The organism is Aquimarina aquimarini (genome assembly GCF_900299535.1).
GTDB lineage: Bacteria > Bacteroidota > Bacteroidia > Flavobacteriales > Flavobacteriaceae > Aquimarina > Aquimarina aquimarini.
Window position 1 is genome coordinate 38,956 of record NZ_OMKE01000037.1, and the last position, 21,447, is coordinate 60,402.

Here is a 21,447-nt window from a genome sequence, read left to right on the forward strand (position 1 = left end):
ATGGTCAAAAAATTACTTTTAATAATTGTATGTATATCCTTTAACCTTCTTAGAGGACAAGATGAGAATACTACTACTTATGGTGTACTACCTACCGATATCCCTACTCATAACTTAGTAAAATATAATAGATTTTATTTTAACCCAACTTTTTCTTTAGTACGAGAAAATAAAAAATCTATTAATGTTTATAACAAAACACAATGGGCTTCTTTTAATGATAACCCACAAACTTATTTAATTAATTATACAGCTAATTTTGATGAACAAATTGGTGTTTCTATTGGTTTGCATCAACAAAATGAAGGGATTTATAGATATTTTGGAGGAATAGCAAACTTTGCTTACAATGTAGAAATAGACAGAGATATGAACCTTACTTTTGGTATGAATCTCGGTTTTTCACAAAGCGGTATAAAATCTAATATTGATGCAGCTACAAGTATTATTTTGAATAGTGGTGTAGAAGTGAGTGATCCTGTTATTCTTAATTATGAAAAAAGTTCAGTTTTTCAGTTAACTCCAGGTGCAAATTTTAATTATGCAGAATTTGATGTAGGAGTGTCCGTATCCAATCTCGTTGCTTATAATTTAACAGCTAGTGAACTATTAACTGATAACATGGCCTTTAGGGGCCACGTTATGTATACAACAAGTTTACAAAGAAGGTCTGATAAGACAATCCGAGGAATGGTATATGCAAACATGTTACCTGATACTGGTGCAGATTCTAATCTTAGATATGGTGGTAATGTTATTGTGGATTTACCAGAATTAGGTTGGGCACAGGCAGGCTATAATAGTTTTTATGGAGCTTCTGTTGGTATAGGAGGTAATATTACTTCAAATGTTTCTGTAGGTTATACATATGAAACAGGTCTTGGAGATACCAGTAATTTTGGAGCTACTCATGAAGTGAGTTTGGCTTATAATTTTGAAAAAGAGCGTCCAAGAAAAAGAAGAGGCAGATCAAAATCAAGTACTCAAAAAGCATATGAAGAGCGAGATTCTGAAATTAGAAGACTTAAAAAGGAAATTTTAGAACAAAACAAATTAATAAGAGAGCTACAACAGGAAAAAGGAGAATCTAAGAGTCAATCTCAAAAAGCAATGAGTGAACTCGAAAGATCTATTGCAGAAGCTAAAGAAAAAGAAGCTAAGGCGGCTAGAGAGTTAGAATTGCAACGTGAGGAAGAAGTAAAATTACTTAATAAAAGAAGAGAAGAAGAACGTCTGGCATCAAGACAGCGATTAGAAAGAGAAGAAGCAGAGCAAAAAGCTGAAGCAGAACGTATAGCATCGCAACAACGATTAGAGCGTGAAACGGCACAACAACAAGCCGAAGCAGAACGTGTAGCATCGCAACAACGATTAGAGCGCGAGACGGCGGAGCAAAAAGCTGAAGCAGAGCGTTTAGCCGCACAACAACGAATAGAACGTGAGACAACAGAGCAAAGAGCCACAGAACAAAGAATAGCAGCTGAAGAAGCCGCGAGAGAGGCAGAAGCCGCAGCACAGCAAGAAATAGAAGAACGCCTAGCTGCACAGCGAGAAATAGAGCGTGAAGAAGCAGAGCAAAAGGCTGAAGCAGAACGTGTAGCATCACAGCAACGACTGGAACGTGAGGTTGCAGAACGAGCAGCAGCACAACAAGCTGAGGAAGAAAGAATACAACAAGAGGCAGCCGCTGAAGCAGAACGTGTAGCATCACAGCAACGACTGGAACGTGAGGTTGCAGAACGAGCAGCAGCACAACAGGCTGAGGAAGAAAGAATACAACAAGAAGCCGCCGCTGAAGCAGAGCGTTTAGCAGCACAACAACGATTAGAACGTGAGGTTGCAGAGCGAGCAGCAGCACAACAGGCTGAGGAAGAAAGAGTACAACAAGAAGCCGCCGCTGAAGCAGAGCGTTTAGAGGCACAGCGACGACTAGAACGTGAAGTTGCAGTACAAGAAGCAGCACAACAGGCTGAGGAAGAAAGAATACAACAAGAGGCAGCCGCCGAAGCAGCACGTTTAGAGGCACAGCGAAAACTAGAGCGTGAGGTAGCAGTACAAGAAGCTGCTGCTGAAGCCGCACGATTAGCAGAAGAGGAACGACTACGACAAGAAGCCGCCGAAGCCGCACGATTGGCAGAGGAAGAGCGACTACGACAAGAAGCTGCTGCTGAAGCCGCACGATTAGCAGAGGAAGAGCGACTACGACAAGAAGCTGCTGCTGAAGCCGCACGATTAGCAGAAGAGGAGCGACTACGACAAGAAGCTGCTGCTGAAGCCGCACGATTAGCAGAGGAAGAGCGACTACGACAAGAAGCTGCTGCTGAAGCTGCACGATTGGCAGAAGAGGAGCGACAAAGACAAGAAGCCGCTGAAGCTGCACGATTAGCAGAAGAGGAGCGACAAAGACAAGAAGCCGCTGAAGCTGCACGATTGGCAGAAGAGGAGCGACAAAGACAAGAAGCTGCTGCTGAAGCTGCACGATTAGCAGAAGAAGAGCGACAGAGACAAGCAGCTGCAGCTAATACAGAAGAAAATGAAGAAGGGTTAGATGAGATTAAGAAAGAATTAGATAATAGTAGTAGAATTACAGATAAAATATTTGCACGACGAGACTCATTATTAAACACAAGCATGAATGTTGATAAGAGAGAATTTAGTAAGCTTTTAGAATCTCTGGTTAGTATGGATACAGATGCAGAAGAAGCTAAAAATGAATCTGATCCAGCAAGTTCAAAAAGACTTACTGCAAAGAATAGATTTGTGAAATTTGCTGAAACATCTAGACCGCAAGCTCAATTTGCTACCAAATATATACCTGGTTACCCAGAAGGATATTACCTTATTGGTAATGTATTTAAAGGAGGAGCTTATGCAGATAAATTTACAGGAACCTTAAAAGATTTAGGGTTTAATGACTCTCAGATTATACTTAATCCAGAAAATCAATTTCAATATGTTGCTATAGAAAGCTATACTGATAAAGATGAAGCTGCAGAAAAGTATTTTAATAATATCGATAATAGATATTTTGGAGATATGTGGATATTACATATTGCCAAAAATAGAGTAGAATCATATAAAAAACTATTACAAGAAACACGTTTGATAAAAGATACTGTAAAAGATGATACAGTCTTGACAGAGAGTTTGTCTTTTATTGGAGGACACAATATAGAAAATGGATATTATCTCATTACAAATATTTTCAAAAGAGAAAATTATTTTGAAAGAGGAATGGCCAAATTAAGATCTCAGGGACTGGAGCCGCAATATTTCAGAAACCCGAAGGATAATTACATTTATGTGTATCTGAAGAGATATGGCACTATAGACGAAGCGAAACAAAGCTTATTCTCTAATGTCAATAACTCATATGATGGAGATCTTTATATACTAAAAGTACAATAACCCCCAAAGATGGATGACTATGGAATCTATAGACAATATTTTAAAACTCCTGGAGAAGAAAGCTAACTATAAACAAATATTTTTAGTTTTATTTCTATTTTTTAATGCTACGTTGATGTTTTCTCAACAGGGTTTTCAGCATCGTGAAAATACTACAGTAAGAGGAGATGTATTAATGGCTGGTAATGCTATTTTGGGATTAACAAATAATCCCCCCAATAGTGCTTATAACATTATGGGAACTAGTAATGGTGGTACTAATCGTAATACGGCATATATTGATATAGATGGTGACAATACTACATTTAGTTCTAGTAGTGCTGACTTGGTAGATCCTAATGTGGGCTGTACAAGTATTGTATCTGCGGGTTTATATTGGAGTGCAAATTATTATTTGGCACGACAAAATTTTCCTAATAATTATTCTAATACTAATATTAGTAGTGGTACCAATACACGTACTGTACTTACTATTAACAATACTACTATTGCAGGGGTATATAATGTAAGAAATGATGAGTTTAGTAGTGATAACTCTGATATAAGATTACGACCAGCTTCTTCTAATTTGGTTGTAGCACAACCCACTAGTGGGTGTGGAATTACCAATGGTGCTGCTTTGGCAGGTAATATTGCTGTGGTACAAACAGGAGGAGGTTGTTCTGATAGAAATAAAGTGTTAAATGCTCAGGCAGCTGGAGCTATAGGAGTTGTTATAGTAAGTTCTAGTGGTAATTTACATAGACTTTTGGGGGGAGGAAGTCAAATAACGATACCATCTGTTACAATTGGTAATGATGATATAACTGGTGGTGGAAACTTAATTACACAGCTTCAGGCTCAAACCAATGTAGTGAATGCAACGCTTTCTACTACAGGGAATGAAGATACAACTAATTTATCTGCAACTGACGTACGTAAATTGGGAACAGCAGATTTTCAAAATATTAGATTAGGTTTTGGTCCTCCAGGAAGTGTCACTTATTCTACAGTTCAACCTCAAGTAGGTACATTACCAATTACACTAAGTAGTGGTACTGTTGTAAATACGCATCCAGGGGTAATATATGATGGATATAGTAATACGGTATCAAATAATAATGCTAATGCTACAGATAATGTACCATATGTATGTTATGCAGATGTTACAAGTATAGTCCAAAATAATGGATATGGTACCTATACAGTTGCTGATATGAAAGCTACATTAGGGGTTACCTCTGGTGTTTCTGGAGCAGCAGGAGGATGGACCTTGGTTGTTGTTTATCAAGACCCAAGTCCTGCTTCTGTAAATAGATTTATATCTGTTTATGATGGATTTAGAGAAATACAATCAGGCGCTGCCCCTGTAAATTTACCAATTACTGGATTTACAACATTGCCAGCACCAAATCCTGTAAATGTAAGGTTAGGTTCTGCTTCATTAGAAGGAGACAATGGTATTCAAGGAGATAATTTATTAATTCAGAATGCAGGAGGTACTTTTGTACCAATTGTAGATGCTGTTAATCCAAACGGGAATTTCTTTAATAGTTCTATATCAGTGGATGGAGCGTATACTACGAATCGTAATCCAGCATCTAGAAATACACTTGGTTTTGATTCAGATATTTTTGATCTGGCTAATAATAGTAATAGTATTATACCCAATGGTGCTACTAATGCAAATTTTCGATTGTTTACAGCAGGTGATACCTATCAGTCATTTTTGTTAGCGTTTTCTGTAGAGAACATTATACCAGAGCTTAGAATACTTAAAGAAGTGTACAACCCTAGTGACCTATCCACACCTATTAATAATTCTTCAGTTGGATTAGGAGATCAATTGGTGTATAGATTACGTGTAGAAAATATTGGTAATGAAGATTACTTAGGTAATGTAATCATTGATGATGAATTACCCGCAAATGTGGATTTATTGAGTGTAGATGGTATTAATGTAAGTACGAATCCATCAGGAAACTTAACTTCTATTCCATCCATAAGTTATACAACTTCTGGAATAGGAACGGGAGGTGTACAAACCATACAATTTTCTATTCCTCCTAATTTACTCACACATAGTGAACCTGGAGCACCAGGTACAGGAGAACTTACCATAGATTTTATTGTACAGTTGGTAGCTACTTGTGATGACTTAAGAGATGCATGTTCTGATAGAATAACCAATGTTGCCAGAGGTACTTATAGAGGTATTTTGTCTAATACACTGGTTACTGATGACCCTAGTAGTAGTGCTCTTTTAGCTTGTGGTAGTACAGATGGATTAGCGACTAACTTTTTAGCAAATGTTGGTGCATGTAGTCAAGACGTTAGTTTTTGTGGTGGAGATCTAATTTTGGTAGCAGGAGATGGATATGATGAGTATGTATGGTCGGGACCTGGAGGGTTTTCAACGACTACAACTATAAATACTGTAACTGTACCTGGTGCAGTTTCAGGAACATATTCTGTGATTAAGAGAGATACCACACCAGATAGTCTAGGTAATGTGTGTATGACACTTACAGAAGAATTTGTAGTGACAGACTTTACTATAATAGCACACCCATTACAGGATGATGCAGCGACAGAAAATTTTATAACCTATTATGATGTTTCTAGCGGAGGTTGTAATGTTCCTTTGGCTAAAATAAACTTATGCGGAAACCAGCAATATACTGTTGATTCAGGATTTGCTCCTGATAATATTGTTAATATTACTTGGCAAGAACTTACAAACAATAGCTGTTTAGATAGAGGTGATAATTGCCCTGCAATTACAGGAGGATGTGATGCCCTAGCAAACTGGACAACAATAGCTACTCCACCAAAAACTACAAGTTATGGATTTACTGATCCTGGGGAGTATAGAATAATTGTAGAATTTGAAGGGGGATGTACACAAGTATTTTATTTCGATATTAATAAAAACAATTACCAACCACAAGTTGATGTTGTGGATATGGAGTGTAATAATGATGGATCAGTACAGGTAAATAATTTTACAGCAGGTGGAACCTTACGATTTTTGATTAGAGATCAAACGGCTGTAGCACCTACTTTACCAGGAGATTTAGGATTATTTACAAACACAGATGGTCTTTTCCCAATTGCTTTTCAAGTAAACCCTTATTTATTTACTGTATATGCGGTTGATACAGCTTTCCCAAATTGTATTTATGAGATAGACGGCACAGTACGAGCTTTTCAACCAGTATTCGATGTAGATGCTTTTCATCCTGAATGTGTTGATAATACCAATGGAAATGATTTAGGAAGTATCAACATTGAGGTTACAGGAGGTGCTCCTCAATATGAATATCATATTACGGGAGGGCCTGATAATATAGATATAGTAACAGGTAATAGTGAACTCAATAATGGAGACCATTTATTTACTGGCTTAAAACCAGGAAACTATACTATAGAAGTGGTATCTAATCGTAATCCAGATCCAGAATGTTTGCATAGTGAAGTAGTAACTATTAATGATGCGCCTGATTTTACAGCAGTAGCTCGTATTATTGCTCCTCCAACCTGTGATACAGGAGCCATAGTAGAAGTAATTGTTACTTCTCACGGTCAACCAGGAGCAACAACAGGGCCTTATCAATTTGCAGAACAAGGAGGAGTTTTTCAGAGCCCAGCTTCTGGAGATCCAATAGATAGATTTGAATTTACACTTCCTACAACAGCAACTGCAGCAGACGAATTTATTTTTGAAGTAAGTGATACTTCTACAAGACTAGGCTGTACTATTGAAGCAAGAGTGAATGGCCCAGAACCTTATGTACCTATTGCAATCCAAACGATTACAGTTACAGATCCTGTTTGCCCTACAGACTTAGGAAGAATCCAAGTAGAGCTTACTCCAGCATCTGCTGTTACTGGTAGAACATTTATCTATGAATTATTAGATAGTACGGGAACAGTGGTACAAACGATAACAAGTACTAGTATTGATAGAACATTCCCTAGTGTTGCTGTGGCTACTGGATACACGGTAAGAGTTTCACATAATAATACAACTGATCCTTCAGGCAGTCCAATTTGTCCTGTAGAAATGGGAACGTATGATATTGATGGAGCGACAGCTGTTGCTTTTGATGCTGCATTAACAAGATTTTTAAGTTGTAATACAGGTATAGATGCAGAAGCACAGATTACCATTGATAATTTTCAAGGAGGAGTATCAGGTACCTATGAATGGGCTACAAATCCAGCAGGACCCTTTACAACTTTAGTAGGTACTTCACTGGTAATAAACGCTACTGGTGTTACAACCGCAACATCATATACAATATATGTAAGAGATCCAAGTGCCCCAGATTGTGCGGTACCTCAATCTGTTGCTATACCAGCTCTATTAGATCTTGATAATGTGGTATTGGCAAATGAGAGAGATTCTGATTGTGCAAATCAAACTTTTGTAGGAGATATTTCTGCTTCTCCAGCGTTGTCTGCTGCAGATGTAGGTAATGCTGTTCAAATTGCATTTACAGTTACTCCAGCACCTGCATCAGGTCCTGCAACATTTAATATAACAACTACTGCTGGTATTCAAACACTTACTTTTGATAGAAATGTTAATTATACAATTACGGCGGTAAGAAGTGATAATCAATGTGATGCTGAGTTATCATTCAACAGACCTTTATTACCAGAAATAGATATTACCAGCGCTACAGAAACCAGTGCGGTAACTTGCTTTAATGGTACTGATGGTGCTTTTACATTTAATGTAGCAAACAGCAGTTCATTCAATTATAGAATAACAGGGCCATCACCAGCAACAACAGTGGTCGCTACTGGAACCTCTGTAACAAGTTCAGTAACAATTGAAAGCCCAGCTACACCATTAGCGGTAGGTACATATACCATTACAGTAGAAGACACTAGCCTAACAAGTAATAATTGTACAGATACAACTACTGTTGATATTACAGGTCCACCAACAGAACTTACTATTTCTGCTACAGCTACGCCTACAGATTGTGGTGCTAATACAGGTACTATAACTGCGACAGGAAATGGAGGAAGAGGAAGCCATCAATATCGACTTGTAGATAGCGCGAGTACAATAGTAATTGATTATCCAAATACCGATAATGAATTTAATGGCTTGGCAGCAGGTACATATACTATCTTTGTTAGAGATGGTAATTCTTCAGATGCTTGCGAAATATCTACTACAGCCGAGGTAATACAATCTACTTCGCCTACCATTGCAGCGGTAGCTGGAGGAGATGCTTGTGTAGACAGTGATCCTGCATCACAATGGATAACAATTACACCTAGTCCAACAACAACTGCTGTAGGACCATTTGAATATACATTAACAGGTCCTGTAACAGCAAACGATGTTCCAGTAACATTTTTATCAACAACACCTCCAGTATCTGCTCCAGCAAATACTTTTGAAATTGATAACTTAATTGCAGGAAACTATTCGATTACAGTAACCAATACAGAAACCAATTGTGTATCAGGTGTAGAGAATTTCACAATAAACCCAGAGCTTACTATAACCGCAACACTTGCTAAAGATATAGATTGTAATTCTGGAGCAAGTATTACGTTTACAGCTTCTGGAGGAAGTACTGTGTATACACAATACGATTTATATAATCCACCTGTACCTCCAGCAACTACGCCAACTTTGGTACAAGCAAATATAACATCACCACATGCGACAAGTACTCCAGGAGATTATTTGATAGGAGTAACTGATGATGCTGGATGTACTGCGTTCTCTAATACAGTTACAGTGACACCGTTTGATGCAGTAGTGGCAACATTAACTCCTACGAATCCTTCATGTCCTGGTCTTACCAATCCAGATGGAACCATTCAAGTTGAAGTAACCGTTGGGCAAGGGCCATTTACTTATGTTCTTGATGGAGATTTAACTACTCAAATAGGGCCTACTGGAGATACGACAGTAACTTTTAATAATGTTGGCGATACTCCAAACCCTCACACCATAACCATTACTGATGGTTCTGGTGGTACACCAGCTTGTACGTTTAATTTTACAACAACACTTACAGATCCTAATCCAATTGTTCCAACAATTAATATAGAAAGAGATTTAAGTTGTGTGGCTCCGACCGATGCGATTATTCGTATTTCGGGAGTAATAGGAGGTTCAGGAAGCTGGGCATATACTTTGGATCCATCAGCTGGATATACAAATATTACGACATTCCCAGTAGATATCCCAATTAGTACAGATGCAACATATACCGTACATGTAGCAAATCAAGGTTCACCAGAAACCTGTTCAGTGGCTACAAATGTTACTATAGAAGCTGTAACAGAAATAACAGATCTTAGTTTTGCAGCGACTCCCGTTCAATGTACTGCAATTACTTCTAACGTTACAGTAACACCTACAATAGTAGGATCTGGTAGTGTTATAGAATATGAAATCACTTCACCTGCACCAGTAGGGCCACAAGCGTCGAATTTATTTAATAATCTTGCTCCAGGAACCTACAGATTTTTAGCAAGAACAGATGATGGTTGTGTGTTTAGTGAAAACTTTATAATAGAAGATATTGATCAAATCGGCGTAAGTGCAACTCCAGTTAACGAACCTACATGTAATGGAGGTTTTGATGGAGAGTTATCATTTACAGTATCTGGAATAGACATTCCAGCAACCGCAACATATGAATATGAAATTACAGGTGGAACACCTGCAATTATACCTATTACAGCAACGAATCAAACAGCGGTTACTATTCCTACAGGAGATATATTGCCCGCAGGTAATTATACAATAAGGGTAACCGATGAAGCAACCCTTTGTGAAGTAAGCACAACAGTTACCATTGGTCAACCTGATGTAGTTAATTTTGATATTGACACAGTGGTTCAGGATTGTGTTACCAACACCAATACAGTTACGATAAGTAACCCTAGAGGAGGTAGTGGAACAGGGTACACGTATACGTTAAGTAACTCAGGAGGAACATTAGTAGGACCAAGCAGACCTGCAAGTGATCCATATTTGAACGTTCCTAATGGAACAGGGTATCAACTTGTTGTAACAGATAGTAATAGTTGTATTTCGGCTACACAAACTTTAGATATTAATCAATTGCCACAACTTACAGCAACTTTAGATGCTGCAAGTTCAGACTTTTGTTTGGATGATGGAGCAATTAATTTTACTGTAGATATTGATGCTGTTAATGCAGGGACATCTCCTTATACTTATAATGTTACTTTGGGTGGTGTTGTGGTAATTCCAGATACGAATGTTCCTGGACCTTCATTTACAACTTCACCTAATTTGACAGCGCCAGGAGATTACATAATTACTATTTTTGACACCAATGGATGTCCTACCTCTATAACTGTTCCAACAGTTGAGGAACCAGTTCAATTACAGGTAACTCCAGTTTCTGATATTACTTGTGATGCATTAGGTAATCCAGTAAATGCAACATTCTCTTTAGCGATTCCAGCATCAAACCCTGGATATGCACCTTATACTATTGATGTTTCTTTTGATGGAGGAGCTTTTGCAAATCATTTAACTGCAGCTACTCCACCATTTACCAATTATACAGCTACTTCTGGAGCAGGAACTTATACTTTTAGAGTTACCGATGCAAGAGGATGTACGTTTACGACACTTCCATTTAATGTTACAGACCCTGTTGCACCAACAGTGACAGATCCAGATGTTAATCTAGATTGTTCTGGAGATACAGGAACTGTTGTAATTACAGTAACAGGCACTGAAACACCATATGAAATTGATTTCAATGGGGCAGGATTTGTAACCATTACAGGCACTCAAATTACGTTTCCTAACCTAGCTGGTGATGCAGGTGATGCTGATCCAACCACAAATACATCTACTTATAACTATACGGTTAGAAGTAGTAAAGGATGTTTATACCCAGGAAGTGTGAATGTAAATCAACCAGCATTAATTGAAGAAGTAAGCAGAGTAGAAACTCCTGTAACCTGTGGAGGTTCAGGTACTGTGACCGATTTAGGTGCGATAGATCTAGAGATTGCTGGAGGAACAGCGAACTACACTTATACTTTAGTTACAGCTGCTAATTTCTCTGTTAGGCCATTAGTGCCAGCAACTACTGCAGTTACAACGCCAAACCCAACAACTACAGGAACAACTGTTCGTTTTGAAGGATTAGATTTTGGTCAATACTTCATCTTTGTTACCGATGCAAATGGATGTACTGATAATGCTCCATTTGGACCATTTAATATTTTCTCACCTCCTAATGATCTGGTTCAGAACATTACAGTTTCTGCAACTTGTCCAGGGGGAGTAACATTCGAAATTGATGTTCAGGGTGGTTCAGGTGTTACACCACCAACAAACCCACCTCCAGGATTTGATATTCGTATTGTAGGAGAGCCTTCACCTGGATTAGGAGATTTTGTACCATTAGACGATAGTGTTGGAGGAGCTACAGTAGTAGATGCAAATACTCCAATTCGAGATCATACTTATACAGGTCTGAGTTTTAATAGAACGTATACATTAGAAGTAAGAGATAATGCAACAGGATGTTTATATCAGGAAATGGTTCCTGCTCAAAACCCTCCGTCTTCTCCTATTATAATAAACGATGTGGTTACCAATGTAAGTTGTAACGAAACACCAGCATTAGATGATGGAAGTGTTACATTTGATGTTTCTGCATACGGTGCTACAGTAACAGAAATATCATGGGAAGTATTTAATGCTTTCACCAACGTAAGCCTTGGAGCCGCGTTTACAGGTTCTGATAACTCTACACCTGGTCCTGCAATACCTAATGTTCCAGTTACTATTAATAATTTACCACCAGGTGAATATTATGTAGCTATACAAGAAGTTGATGGTACGCAATGTCCGACCAGATATGATTTCTCAATTGATCTTCCAGAGCCATTAACTTCAATCGCTACCAACCAGACACCTGCAAATAGTTGTGGGACTAATGCTCAAGTGATTATGAATACTAACGGAGGAACGCCATTTGCAACACCTCCTGCTGATGGATATAGATATGAAGTAGTACCTACGGGTGCTGGAGATCCTGGAGTTTATCCTTTAACAAGTAATGTAATTGACTTAGGAAATACAGTTCAAACTTTAGATATATGGGCAGCCGATTCAAACGGATGTAGTTTTGGGCCAATTACGGTGACAACTGTTGTTAATCCGTTGCCAACAGTTACAGCTTCGTTTATAGATGATTGTGCTTATGATAATACAAACGTAATAGATATCGATGGAACAGGTCTAGGAACATTGACATACCAATTAGGCGCAGGAACTCCTGTCGCTGGTAGTATTGACAATAATAACCACCAATTCATTGTTTCTGCACCAGGAACATATACTATTACAATTACAGATGAATCTGGATGTACAAATACAGATACAGTAACGGTTTACATACCACTACAAATAAGTCCAGAATTTACCACTGCACCTGATTGTAATACGGCTAATGGAGTAATTGATGCAACAACTATTGTTTCAGGAGCTGCACAAGGTACGTTGACGTATGAACTACAAGATAGTACAGGTACAGCTACAGGTAATACAACAGGTGATGCTTCAGGAATATATACAGGAGTTGCTCCAGGAAGCTATATTGTAGAAGTAACAGATGACGGTAGAGGAACAACTCCTTTCTGTTCATTTACTGCTCCAGTAAGTATAGAAGCTCCAGAAGAACCCGTATTAGTTCCAGAAACTACTTTTGTTAGCTGTATAGGAAATACTGATGGAGTAGTTACTGCGGCATTAACACCAGCTTCTACAGATTCAGATCCAACGGTGGTTTATGAATATAGAATTACAGCTTCAACCTCTGCAACACCAGCAGTGGTTCCAACTCCTTATCAAACGGATCCAGTATTCTCAAGTTTGGATAATGGAACTTATACGGTAGAAGTTAGAGCTACGAAACCAAATGGATCATTAAATGTATTTTGTTTTGATACAGAGGATTATATTATAAATGATCCAACTGCGGTATCAGCAACAATTTCATCCACAAATTACTCATGTCCTGCTGGAACAGAAAACGTACCTGTTATTACAATAGATAATATTTCTGGTGGAACAGGATCCACCTATACTATTTCTTATACGGTAGATGGTACTCCAGTTGTAGCATCTCCAGTAGATCCTACAACTTTGGATACTGATCCTGCAGCTGGTATTCAGATCGTTGCGGTTATACCTGGAGATTATATATTCACAATATATGATAGTAACAACTGTCCTACAGTACAGCCAACAGAAACCATACCTGTTTTCCCAGAAATTACTGACCCAACAGTGGTTAGAGATACTTCTGCAACGAATAATGGAGAAATTTCCTGTGATAATGGTGAAACAGTTACAGTTACTATAACTGGCGGAGTAGGACCATTTAATTTTGTAGAAACTAGTGGAGCTGTACCTGCTCAAAATGGTATCGTTGCAGGAACAGGAGATACAGCTGCTCCAGGTGTTCAAACTGTGGCAACTTTTGTGTTACCATCAGTAGGAACTTACCAGTTTACCATAACAGATACAGACGCTAACGGAGCTTGTCCTGTAGATTCACCAACATATAGAGTTGATCCATTTGATTCTATTGAGGCAAGTGCGGTAGAAGCTACTCCAGTAAATTGTAATGGAGCCTCTACAGGTGAACTTGATTTGACTGTATTAAATTATACTGGAGATTTCGATTTTAGAGTTGTAAATACAACTACAGCAGCAGTAGTTACTTCAGGAAGTATTACTGCTCCATTTACAAATCCAGTTCGTATAGGATTACCTGCAAATGGAGTGCCAGCAGGTACATATGTAGTAGAGGTTGAAGCATTAGCTGCGCCTTTCTGTGATACTACTACAGATCCATTTACGATTACACAACCAGAACTATTAACATTAGCAATTGATGAGAACATTAATGCTAATTGTAATGAAGATGCTAGAGTAACAGTTTCTGTAACTGGAGGAACAGGGCCTTATACCTATAGAGCAGATGATGATGGTATTGCTCCATTCTTATTTGAAACAACTACTGCTAATACTACTGAAACATTCTTGTTACCAGCAACAATCGCTGGAACTACATATATAATAAGTGCTATTGATACTAATTCTTGTACATCAACACCAGTTTCTATTAATGAAACTGTGTTTAGAACAGGAGACCCAACAGTAGACTCAGTAACTTGGACAGATTCTTGTGTGTTTGATGATAGCTATACCATACGAGTGGTTGGTACTAGTAATGTACCAGTAATAGCTCCAGCTACTAATGCGTTAACTTTTGAAATAGGTGCTGTGGGTAGTGGTCAAGTAGCAGGAAATGTGAATGGAACTACTCATGACTTTACTGTAACTACACCAGGAACATATACCGTAAGAGTGTATGATGAAAATGGTTGTGTATCTACTGATGAAACAATTACTATAGTACCAGAGTTAACCATTAGTGCTACGTTTACAGGAACACCAGAATGTAGAACAAGTGTTAATGGACAGATTACTGCGACGGTTACAGGAGGTTCGGACTTTGTTGCCAACCCAGGTAACTTTATTTTTACACTAACAGGTACAGATAGTAGCGGAACACCAATTGCTCCAATTGTACAAACAGGTGCAGGTGGAAATATATTTAACAGCGTTACTGCTGGTTCTTATACTGTAATTGTTACCGATAGTAATGTACTTCCTGCAACTGGTTCAGGATGTTCTGCAAATGATTCAGTTTCTTTACCTATACCTGTACTACCAAGTATTACAGCCGTAGGAGAAGCAGTTTCATGTATAGGAGATAGTGATGGTAGAGTAGTTATTACTCTTGATCCAACTACAGATGATGGACAACAATATACATATCAATTATTTGTAGATGCTGGAGGAGGTGTTCCAGGAGCTCAAGTAGGAACAGATCAAATTGATAATCCTGTATTTACGAATGTTCCTGTTGGAAACTATGTAACAGTTATCCGATCTAGTAGTCTTTGTGAAGAGCAAGCTACGGCCAATGTGCCAAACGCAACTCAGGTAACAGCCAGTGCTAATGTTGGAAATTATACGTGTACGGGAACTAATGAAAATTTCCCAACCGTAACAGTTACCATTCAGGATGGTACTCCTGCATATAGTATTACCTACACAACACCATCAGGTGTAGTAGTTACAGATACAAATATTACGGATGCAGATGCAGTAGCTGTTGGAGTACAGTATGAATTTACAGCCGATGAAAATGGTACCTATGATATTAATGTTACTGATAGTAAAGGTTGTGCATTAGTAGCAATCGTACAGGCCATAATAGATCTACCAATTATGGAAGATCCTACAGTAACGCAAGATACCGCTATCACTTGTCTAGTAGATGAAGAGGTAACAGTAAGTGTAACAGATGGAGCGGGTCCATTTAACTTTGAAGTAGTTAGTGGTCCTGTTGCAGTAGCACCACAAAATAATGTGCCTGCTGGAACTGCTGATAATCCAGGAACACCTGCTATAGAAACCAATGCGACGAATACAACATTTACTCTTACTGATGTAGGTCTATATATATTCAGAATTACAGATCAAACAACAGGTTGTTTTGTTGAGGTAGATTATCGTATAGACGCATTTGACAATATAGAAGTTCGTGCCGAAGAAGAAAGTAGAGAAACCTGTTTTGGTGCAGATGATGGTAGAGGAGAACTATTTATTCTAGGATATGCTGGTGCATTTGATTATACAATTGTAGATGCATCTGGTAGCACTGTATATGATAGTGCTGTCGCTGGAACTACAGAAAATACTGATCTAGATGTGAATACAGAGGACAATTTTGTTATACCTCGTGCTACAGAACCTGGATTAGGTATTGGTAATTATACAGTAAATATTACTCAGAACGGCATACCAAATTGTACAGGTACAGCCAACTTTACGATTTCTGGTCCTACAAATAATTTCAATATTGTTTTAGACCCTGGTAATCTAGACGAGACTTGTAGCCCTGGATCAGATGGTTCTTTCTTAGCTAGTGTAACGGGTGCACAAGGAACAGTTACTTATACCTTGGCTTTACCAGCTACTCCAGCAACAATAATAGAGACAAATACAGACGGTGTTTTTGAGGGGTATGCTGCAAATACATACTTAGTGACTGCTATTGATGATATGGGTACATTTACTTGTTCTGATTCTGATACTATAATAATAGATGCCCCAGCAAATGATGTTGCCATTACTGCAATACCTGATAGTAGTGTAAGTTGTTATGGAGCTCAAGATGGTATAATTACTGTTACTGCAAATGGTAGTGATGGGCCTTTTGAATATACACTTACTCCAGCAGGAGAAACAGAAGGTGCTAGACAAGATTCTAATCAGTTTACTTTATTAGCACCAGGAACATATACCGTTACTGTTTATGATAGCCTTAATTGTAGTAATACTACTCCAGCTGTTATTAATGAACCTGCTGAGGTTACAGTTAACTTTAGTGCTACTTTGGTAGATTGTACGGGTAACCCTAATCCTACAGTGGATGTTACAGTTACTGGTACTAGTAGTGTAGCGATCACAGAATATGTAGTATTAAATATTGCAGATCCATTAAGTCCTGTGGAATTGCAAAGAAATGGTACAGGAACATTTACATTACCAGTAGGTGATTATCAGTTCTATGTTATTGATGCCAATGGATGTCAGTCTCAACCATCGGGAGCATTACCAGTAATTGCGATTCCTGATGTAGAAATTACACTAGATACTAGATTTGCATTTGTAAATTGTAATGGAGCTGCAAATGGTATAATTAATGCCAATGTTACTGGAGGTACAGGAGCATATACATATACGCTTAGTGCAGTTGGTAATGTGTTGACAGATGGAACAGCATTTACACCAATAATACAATCTAATAGCGAGTTTAGAAACTTAGCTCCTGCAAATTATATCTATACAGTTAATACAGATAGAAGTTGTTCTGATAGTGAATCATTTACTATTATTGATCCACCATTGTTTGAACCAGTATTTTCATCAGAGAATGTAACTTGTGAAGGATTGGATAATGGTTTAATTAGAATTGAAGCCATAGGAGGTACTCCTCCATATTCTTTTGCAATTGACAATGGAGAGTTTTTAAATGATGGCTCTGATGGAGCAGAAGATGGTGTATTTGTATTTGATGAATTGGCACCAGGAATGTATAATGTAATTGCTCAAGATGCTTTAGGGTGTAATGAAATTAGAGATATTGAAATTCTAGAACCAAATCCATTGATGGTAAGTCCTGATGGAGACCCAACACCAGAAACATGTTTTGGTGATTCTGATGGGCAAGTTACTATTATTATTACAGGAGGTACTGCTCCTTATGAGACCAATATAACCAATAATGATGCTGATTTTGTACAGGATATGTTTACTTATACTGGTTTACCAGGAGGTATTACCACTATCTATGTAAGAGATGCAAATAACTGTAGAATTGATTTACCAGTAAATATTCCAGCTGGTGTAATGTTGAATGCTACTTTAGTTCCAAGGTTAGAATGTCCTGTAAGAGATGAAAATGATCCGTCTGTTATTATACAAGGACCTAGATATTTTGTAGACTTTGAGACATTTGAAAATTCTATAGATACAGATATTATTTATACTCTTACTGGTGTTAATGGTACAGTTAACCCTGCCCAGAATGTTAACCTTGAAGGTAGATTTGAGGTAAATCCAGGAGAATATGAAGGTACTATGGAACACTCAGGTGGGTGTATAGTTGATGTGGGTAGGATTGTTATAGAAGAATATATTCCTTTAGCTATCCCAGTAGCAGAAATGACTAATAATCCTGAAGATCCTAATGAATATGAAATTGTAGCTTCTGGAGGAAGAAGATTTGAGAATAATCCTTTCTATTCGTTCTCATTTACTATTTTACCTGATGGAATGACAGTAAACCAATTACAATCATCAGATTTTACAGAACTACAAGGAAACATTTTTGTAATTAGAGAAACGGCAGATTATGTACTACGTGTAATAGATGCAGATGGATGTGAAATTCGCATAGTACAAAACTTAACATATATCAATATCCGTATTCCTAATTACTTTACTCCAGATAGCCCTAACAGTTCAACAGAAGAACGTTTATGGTATCCTAGACAGATTACTCCAAATACAGATGATCCTTTCTTCTTTGAAAACATGGAAGTAATGGTATTTGATAGATACGGAAGAAAGCTGGCAGAGTTTAAAGGAGATCAACAAGGATGGGATGGACTATATCAAGGAAAACAACTTCCTTCTGGAGATTATTGGTATACTATAATCCTTAATGATATAGATAATAGAGAGTTCACAGGTCACTTTACACTATATAGATAATATATAACCATATAAGTGAGTTATGAGAATTGAGTATAGAACCATAGAATATAGAAGAGTTAACGATCTGTAATTTTTAAAGTTAGATGAAGAAATATATAATCATATGTAGCCTATTTGCAAGTTATTGTGCTTTTGCGCAGGAGTTTTTAGCTCCTGTACAGAATCAGTATATTGCAGATAACCCATATTTGATATCCTCTGCATATGCGGGTATCGGAGACTGTTGGCAGGTCAGAGCTTCTGGTTTTGAGCAATGGGTTAGTATTGAGGATTCTCCTGGTACACAATCCTTATCTATCGATGGTAGAATATCGGATCGTTCAGGAATAGGAGCTATTTTGTTTAATGATCAAAATGGAGCAACTACCCAAAAAGGAGTTCAACTATCCTTTGCGCATCACCTTACATTGAGTGAGTATAATAACCAATATCTTTCATTTGGAATTAGTTATAAGTTTACTCAGTTTGGTATTGATACCTCAAGGTTTAACAATGGAGATCCCGATAATCCGTTTAATCCAGGATTAGCAGGTATAAATGTCAATGATTCTAATTTTGATATTGGACTTTTATATCGAATCGGACGTTTCTTTTTGAGTGCAAATGCAGTTAATTTATTACAAAAAGAAATAGATGATTTTAATCCAACAGAGCCGTCACAAATACAGAATTATTATTTGTATACAGGATATACCTTTTATCATAGATTTAGTGATATAGAGATAGAACCTTCTGTATTATATCAAAATTTTGCAGGAGATGGTCGTTCTACAGCAGATCTTAATCTAAAAGTACGTAAAATGCATAGAGGTGATTACTATTGGATAGGTGCGAGTCTTAGATCTCTGGTAGATCAGGATTTTAAACCTCTTTCTATTTCTCCTATGGTAGGAATTAAGAAATCAAACTTTTATGTCTCATATGGATATCAAATTAATGTAAATGAAGTTTTACAGCCTACTACAGCGGCAGGATCGCATATGATTACTTTAGGATTTGATTTTGGATGTAGACAAAGTAAATGTGGGTGTACCTATTAGAATTAAAAATTTAAACAAAAAAGGCTGTCTGAAAAGGCAGTCTTTTTTTATTTGTTATTCTGTCCCGTCCTGAAATAGCGTTACACAAAATCACAAGTGTAATGAAAAGAACATATAAAAAACGTACCCAGAAGGATTACTCAATGAGCTTTAAACTTTCTGTAGTTCAGGAAGTTGAGAAAGGAGTGTTGACTTATAAGCAAGCTCAAAAGAAGTATGGTATCCAAGGTCGAAGTACTGGTTTTATAATGCTCTTTTACAAATCAAGAAAAACTATAATGATTTTCTAGCAGTTGAGAAGTTTCAAGGGTTTTCTTGATTTCTTTAGCTTGCTCTATTTCGTATGCATCCATGTTATCAGGTTGCGTACTATCAATCCAAAATAATGTCCCTTCATTTATAATACTCCGTTGCAGGGTCTTTACTTTAGGCAGATGATTATACACTCCATTGTTTGAGAAATAAGTAAACCATCCTATCCAAAATTTACCGTATAATTGCGCTACATTTGATCGGAGTGGACGGGTTAAAACATTAGCATATTCTGCATTGGTTAATTTGATTAACGTTTCTAACAACTGTATACAAAAAGATTCAGTATAAAATTCATCATAACCAACTTTTGGAAACTCTATATTAATATGTCCTATTCCCTCTCCTTTACCATCTGCAATATCAACTGAAACCTGTCCTTCTTTCTCTTTTTTTGTATTAGAATAGCTATTCAAAAACCCTGTAGAATCATAAGAATCTAAATGCATTTTTTTATCATTCTCATCTTTATTGATGTAAGTATAGTCTGTATCATTAATATGCTCAAATACTATAGTGTCAAAATTGGTTAAGTTTTTATCTAGAAATGTCCAGTGACTTGCTTTATGACCCCAACTACATAAGTTTTCAAAAATAGGATGTAGAGGTTGTAGTGTTTGTAATACTACTTTACTAAAATCTAAATATTCTTGAACGGTTAATTTTCTTGATTTAAACCGAATCATTACAATTGTTTTTTCTCTCATTCTATTTTATTTAGGTGTCACTACTACTTTTATACCTTCTATTTCTTTCTTTCTAAAAATTTTATTTAACTGATCTGCCTTATGTTGCGGAGGTACATGATATTCTAAATTTGCACCAACTTGTTTGGCTATTTCAGCATCTTTTTTTGCTACCCTAGCAACTTTATCTGCTGCCTATCTTTGCCCTTCTGGTGGCCATCCATCCCAATCTTTGGCATCTATTAATGTATTGGTTTCGGGGTCATAGCCATCAAATTTCTTTTTACCACTAGGCATAATATCTGTTTTTACTACATATTCTGTATCCTTGGGTGCTTTAGTTACATGCTCTTGATATTCTGCTCCTTTTTGTGGGGTTGTTTCTTTTTTCCATATACCTGGACCACCATCACTTTGTCCATGCCTAAATGAAGGTCTGGTATCATTCACCACCGCCCCCAATTCTTCTGGTACAGGAGGTAATTTTGTACCATCTTCTATAGCCTCAGCAGTTTATAACCTATGCCTTTTTCTCTAAAAATTCTGTGGCTATTATTGAAATATGTGGGCTTTCTAAAAATCTAAAATCAAGAAAAAACCTAAGATATTCTGTCATGTCTGC

Annotated in this window: 5 protein-coding genes and 1 pseudogene; 4 read left to right on the forward strand and 2 right to left on the reverse strand. The window is 37.3% G+C overall.

The annotated features are described in order from the left end of the window. The 4 genes and pseudogenes from DG508_RS15605 to DG508_RS15620 all read left to right on the forward strand — a co-directional run. Positions 1-3,408: a PorP/SprF family type IX secretion system membrane protein gene (locus DG508_RS15605; protein ID WP_108869041.1), complete on the forward strand. Its 3,408-nt coding sequence runs from the start codon at positions 1-3 to the stop codon at positions 3,406-3,408. 115 nt (positions 3,409-3,523) lie between these two features. Next, positions 3,524-18,784 carry a T9SS type B sorting domain-containing protein gene (locus DG508_RS15610; protein ID WP_159090860.1) on the forward strand — a complete coding sequence of 5,087 codons (15,261 nt, stop codon included), beginning with the start codon at positions 3,524-3,526 and terminating at the stop codon, positions 18,782-18,784. Positions 18,785-18,870: 86 nt separating this feature from the next. Further along, positions 18,871-19,827: a PorP/SprF family type IX secretion system membrane protein gene (locus tag DG508_RS15615; RefSeq protein WP_108869043.1), complete on the forward strand. Its 957-nt coding sequence runs from the start codon at positions 18,871-18,873 to the stop codon at positions 19,825-19,827. A 101-nt stretch (positions 19,828-19,928) separates the two neighbouring features. Beyond that, positions 19,929-20,081: pseudogene (locus DG508_RS15620) on the forward strand (IS3 family transposase); the annotation flags it as partial. Positions 20,082-20,090: 9 nt separating this feature from the next. On the opposite strand, the gene DG508_RS15625 reads toward DG508_RS15620, so the two are convergent. Further along, positions 20,091-20,846 carry a hypothetical protein gene (locus DG508_RS15625; protein ID WP_108869044.1) on the reverse strand — a complete coding sequence of 252 codons (756 nt, stop codon included), beginning with the start codon at positions 20,844-20,846 and terminating at the stop codon, positions 20,091-20,093. 174 nt (positions 20,847-21,020) lie between these two features. Beyond that, complete coding sequence (locus tag DG508_RS15630; protein WP_158250418.1) at positions 21,021-21,275, reverse strand: Tox-REase-5 domain-containing protein; 255 nt, start codon at positions 21,273-21,275, stop codon at positions 21,021-21,023. Positions 21,276-21,447: the final 172 nt, after the last annotated feature.

Bases quoted from the DNA above. Each gene is read 5' to 3' on its own strand.
- DG508_RS15615 (WP_108869043.1), top strand. From the start codon at position 18,871: ATGAAGAAATATATAATCATATGTAGCCTATTTGCAAGTTATTGTGCT.
- DG508_RS15625 (WP_108869044.1), bottom strand. From the start codon at position 20,846: ATGAGAGAAAAAACAATTGTAATGATTCGGTTTAAATCAAGAAAATTA.
- DG508_RS15610 (WP_159090860.1), top strand. From the start codon at position 3,524: ATGTTTTCTCAACAGGGTTTTCAGCATCGTGAAAATACTACAGTAAGA.
- DG508_RS15605 (WP_108869041.1), top strand. From the start codon at position 1: ATGGTCAAAAAATTACTTTTAATAATTGTATGTATATCCTTTAACCTT.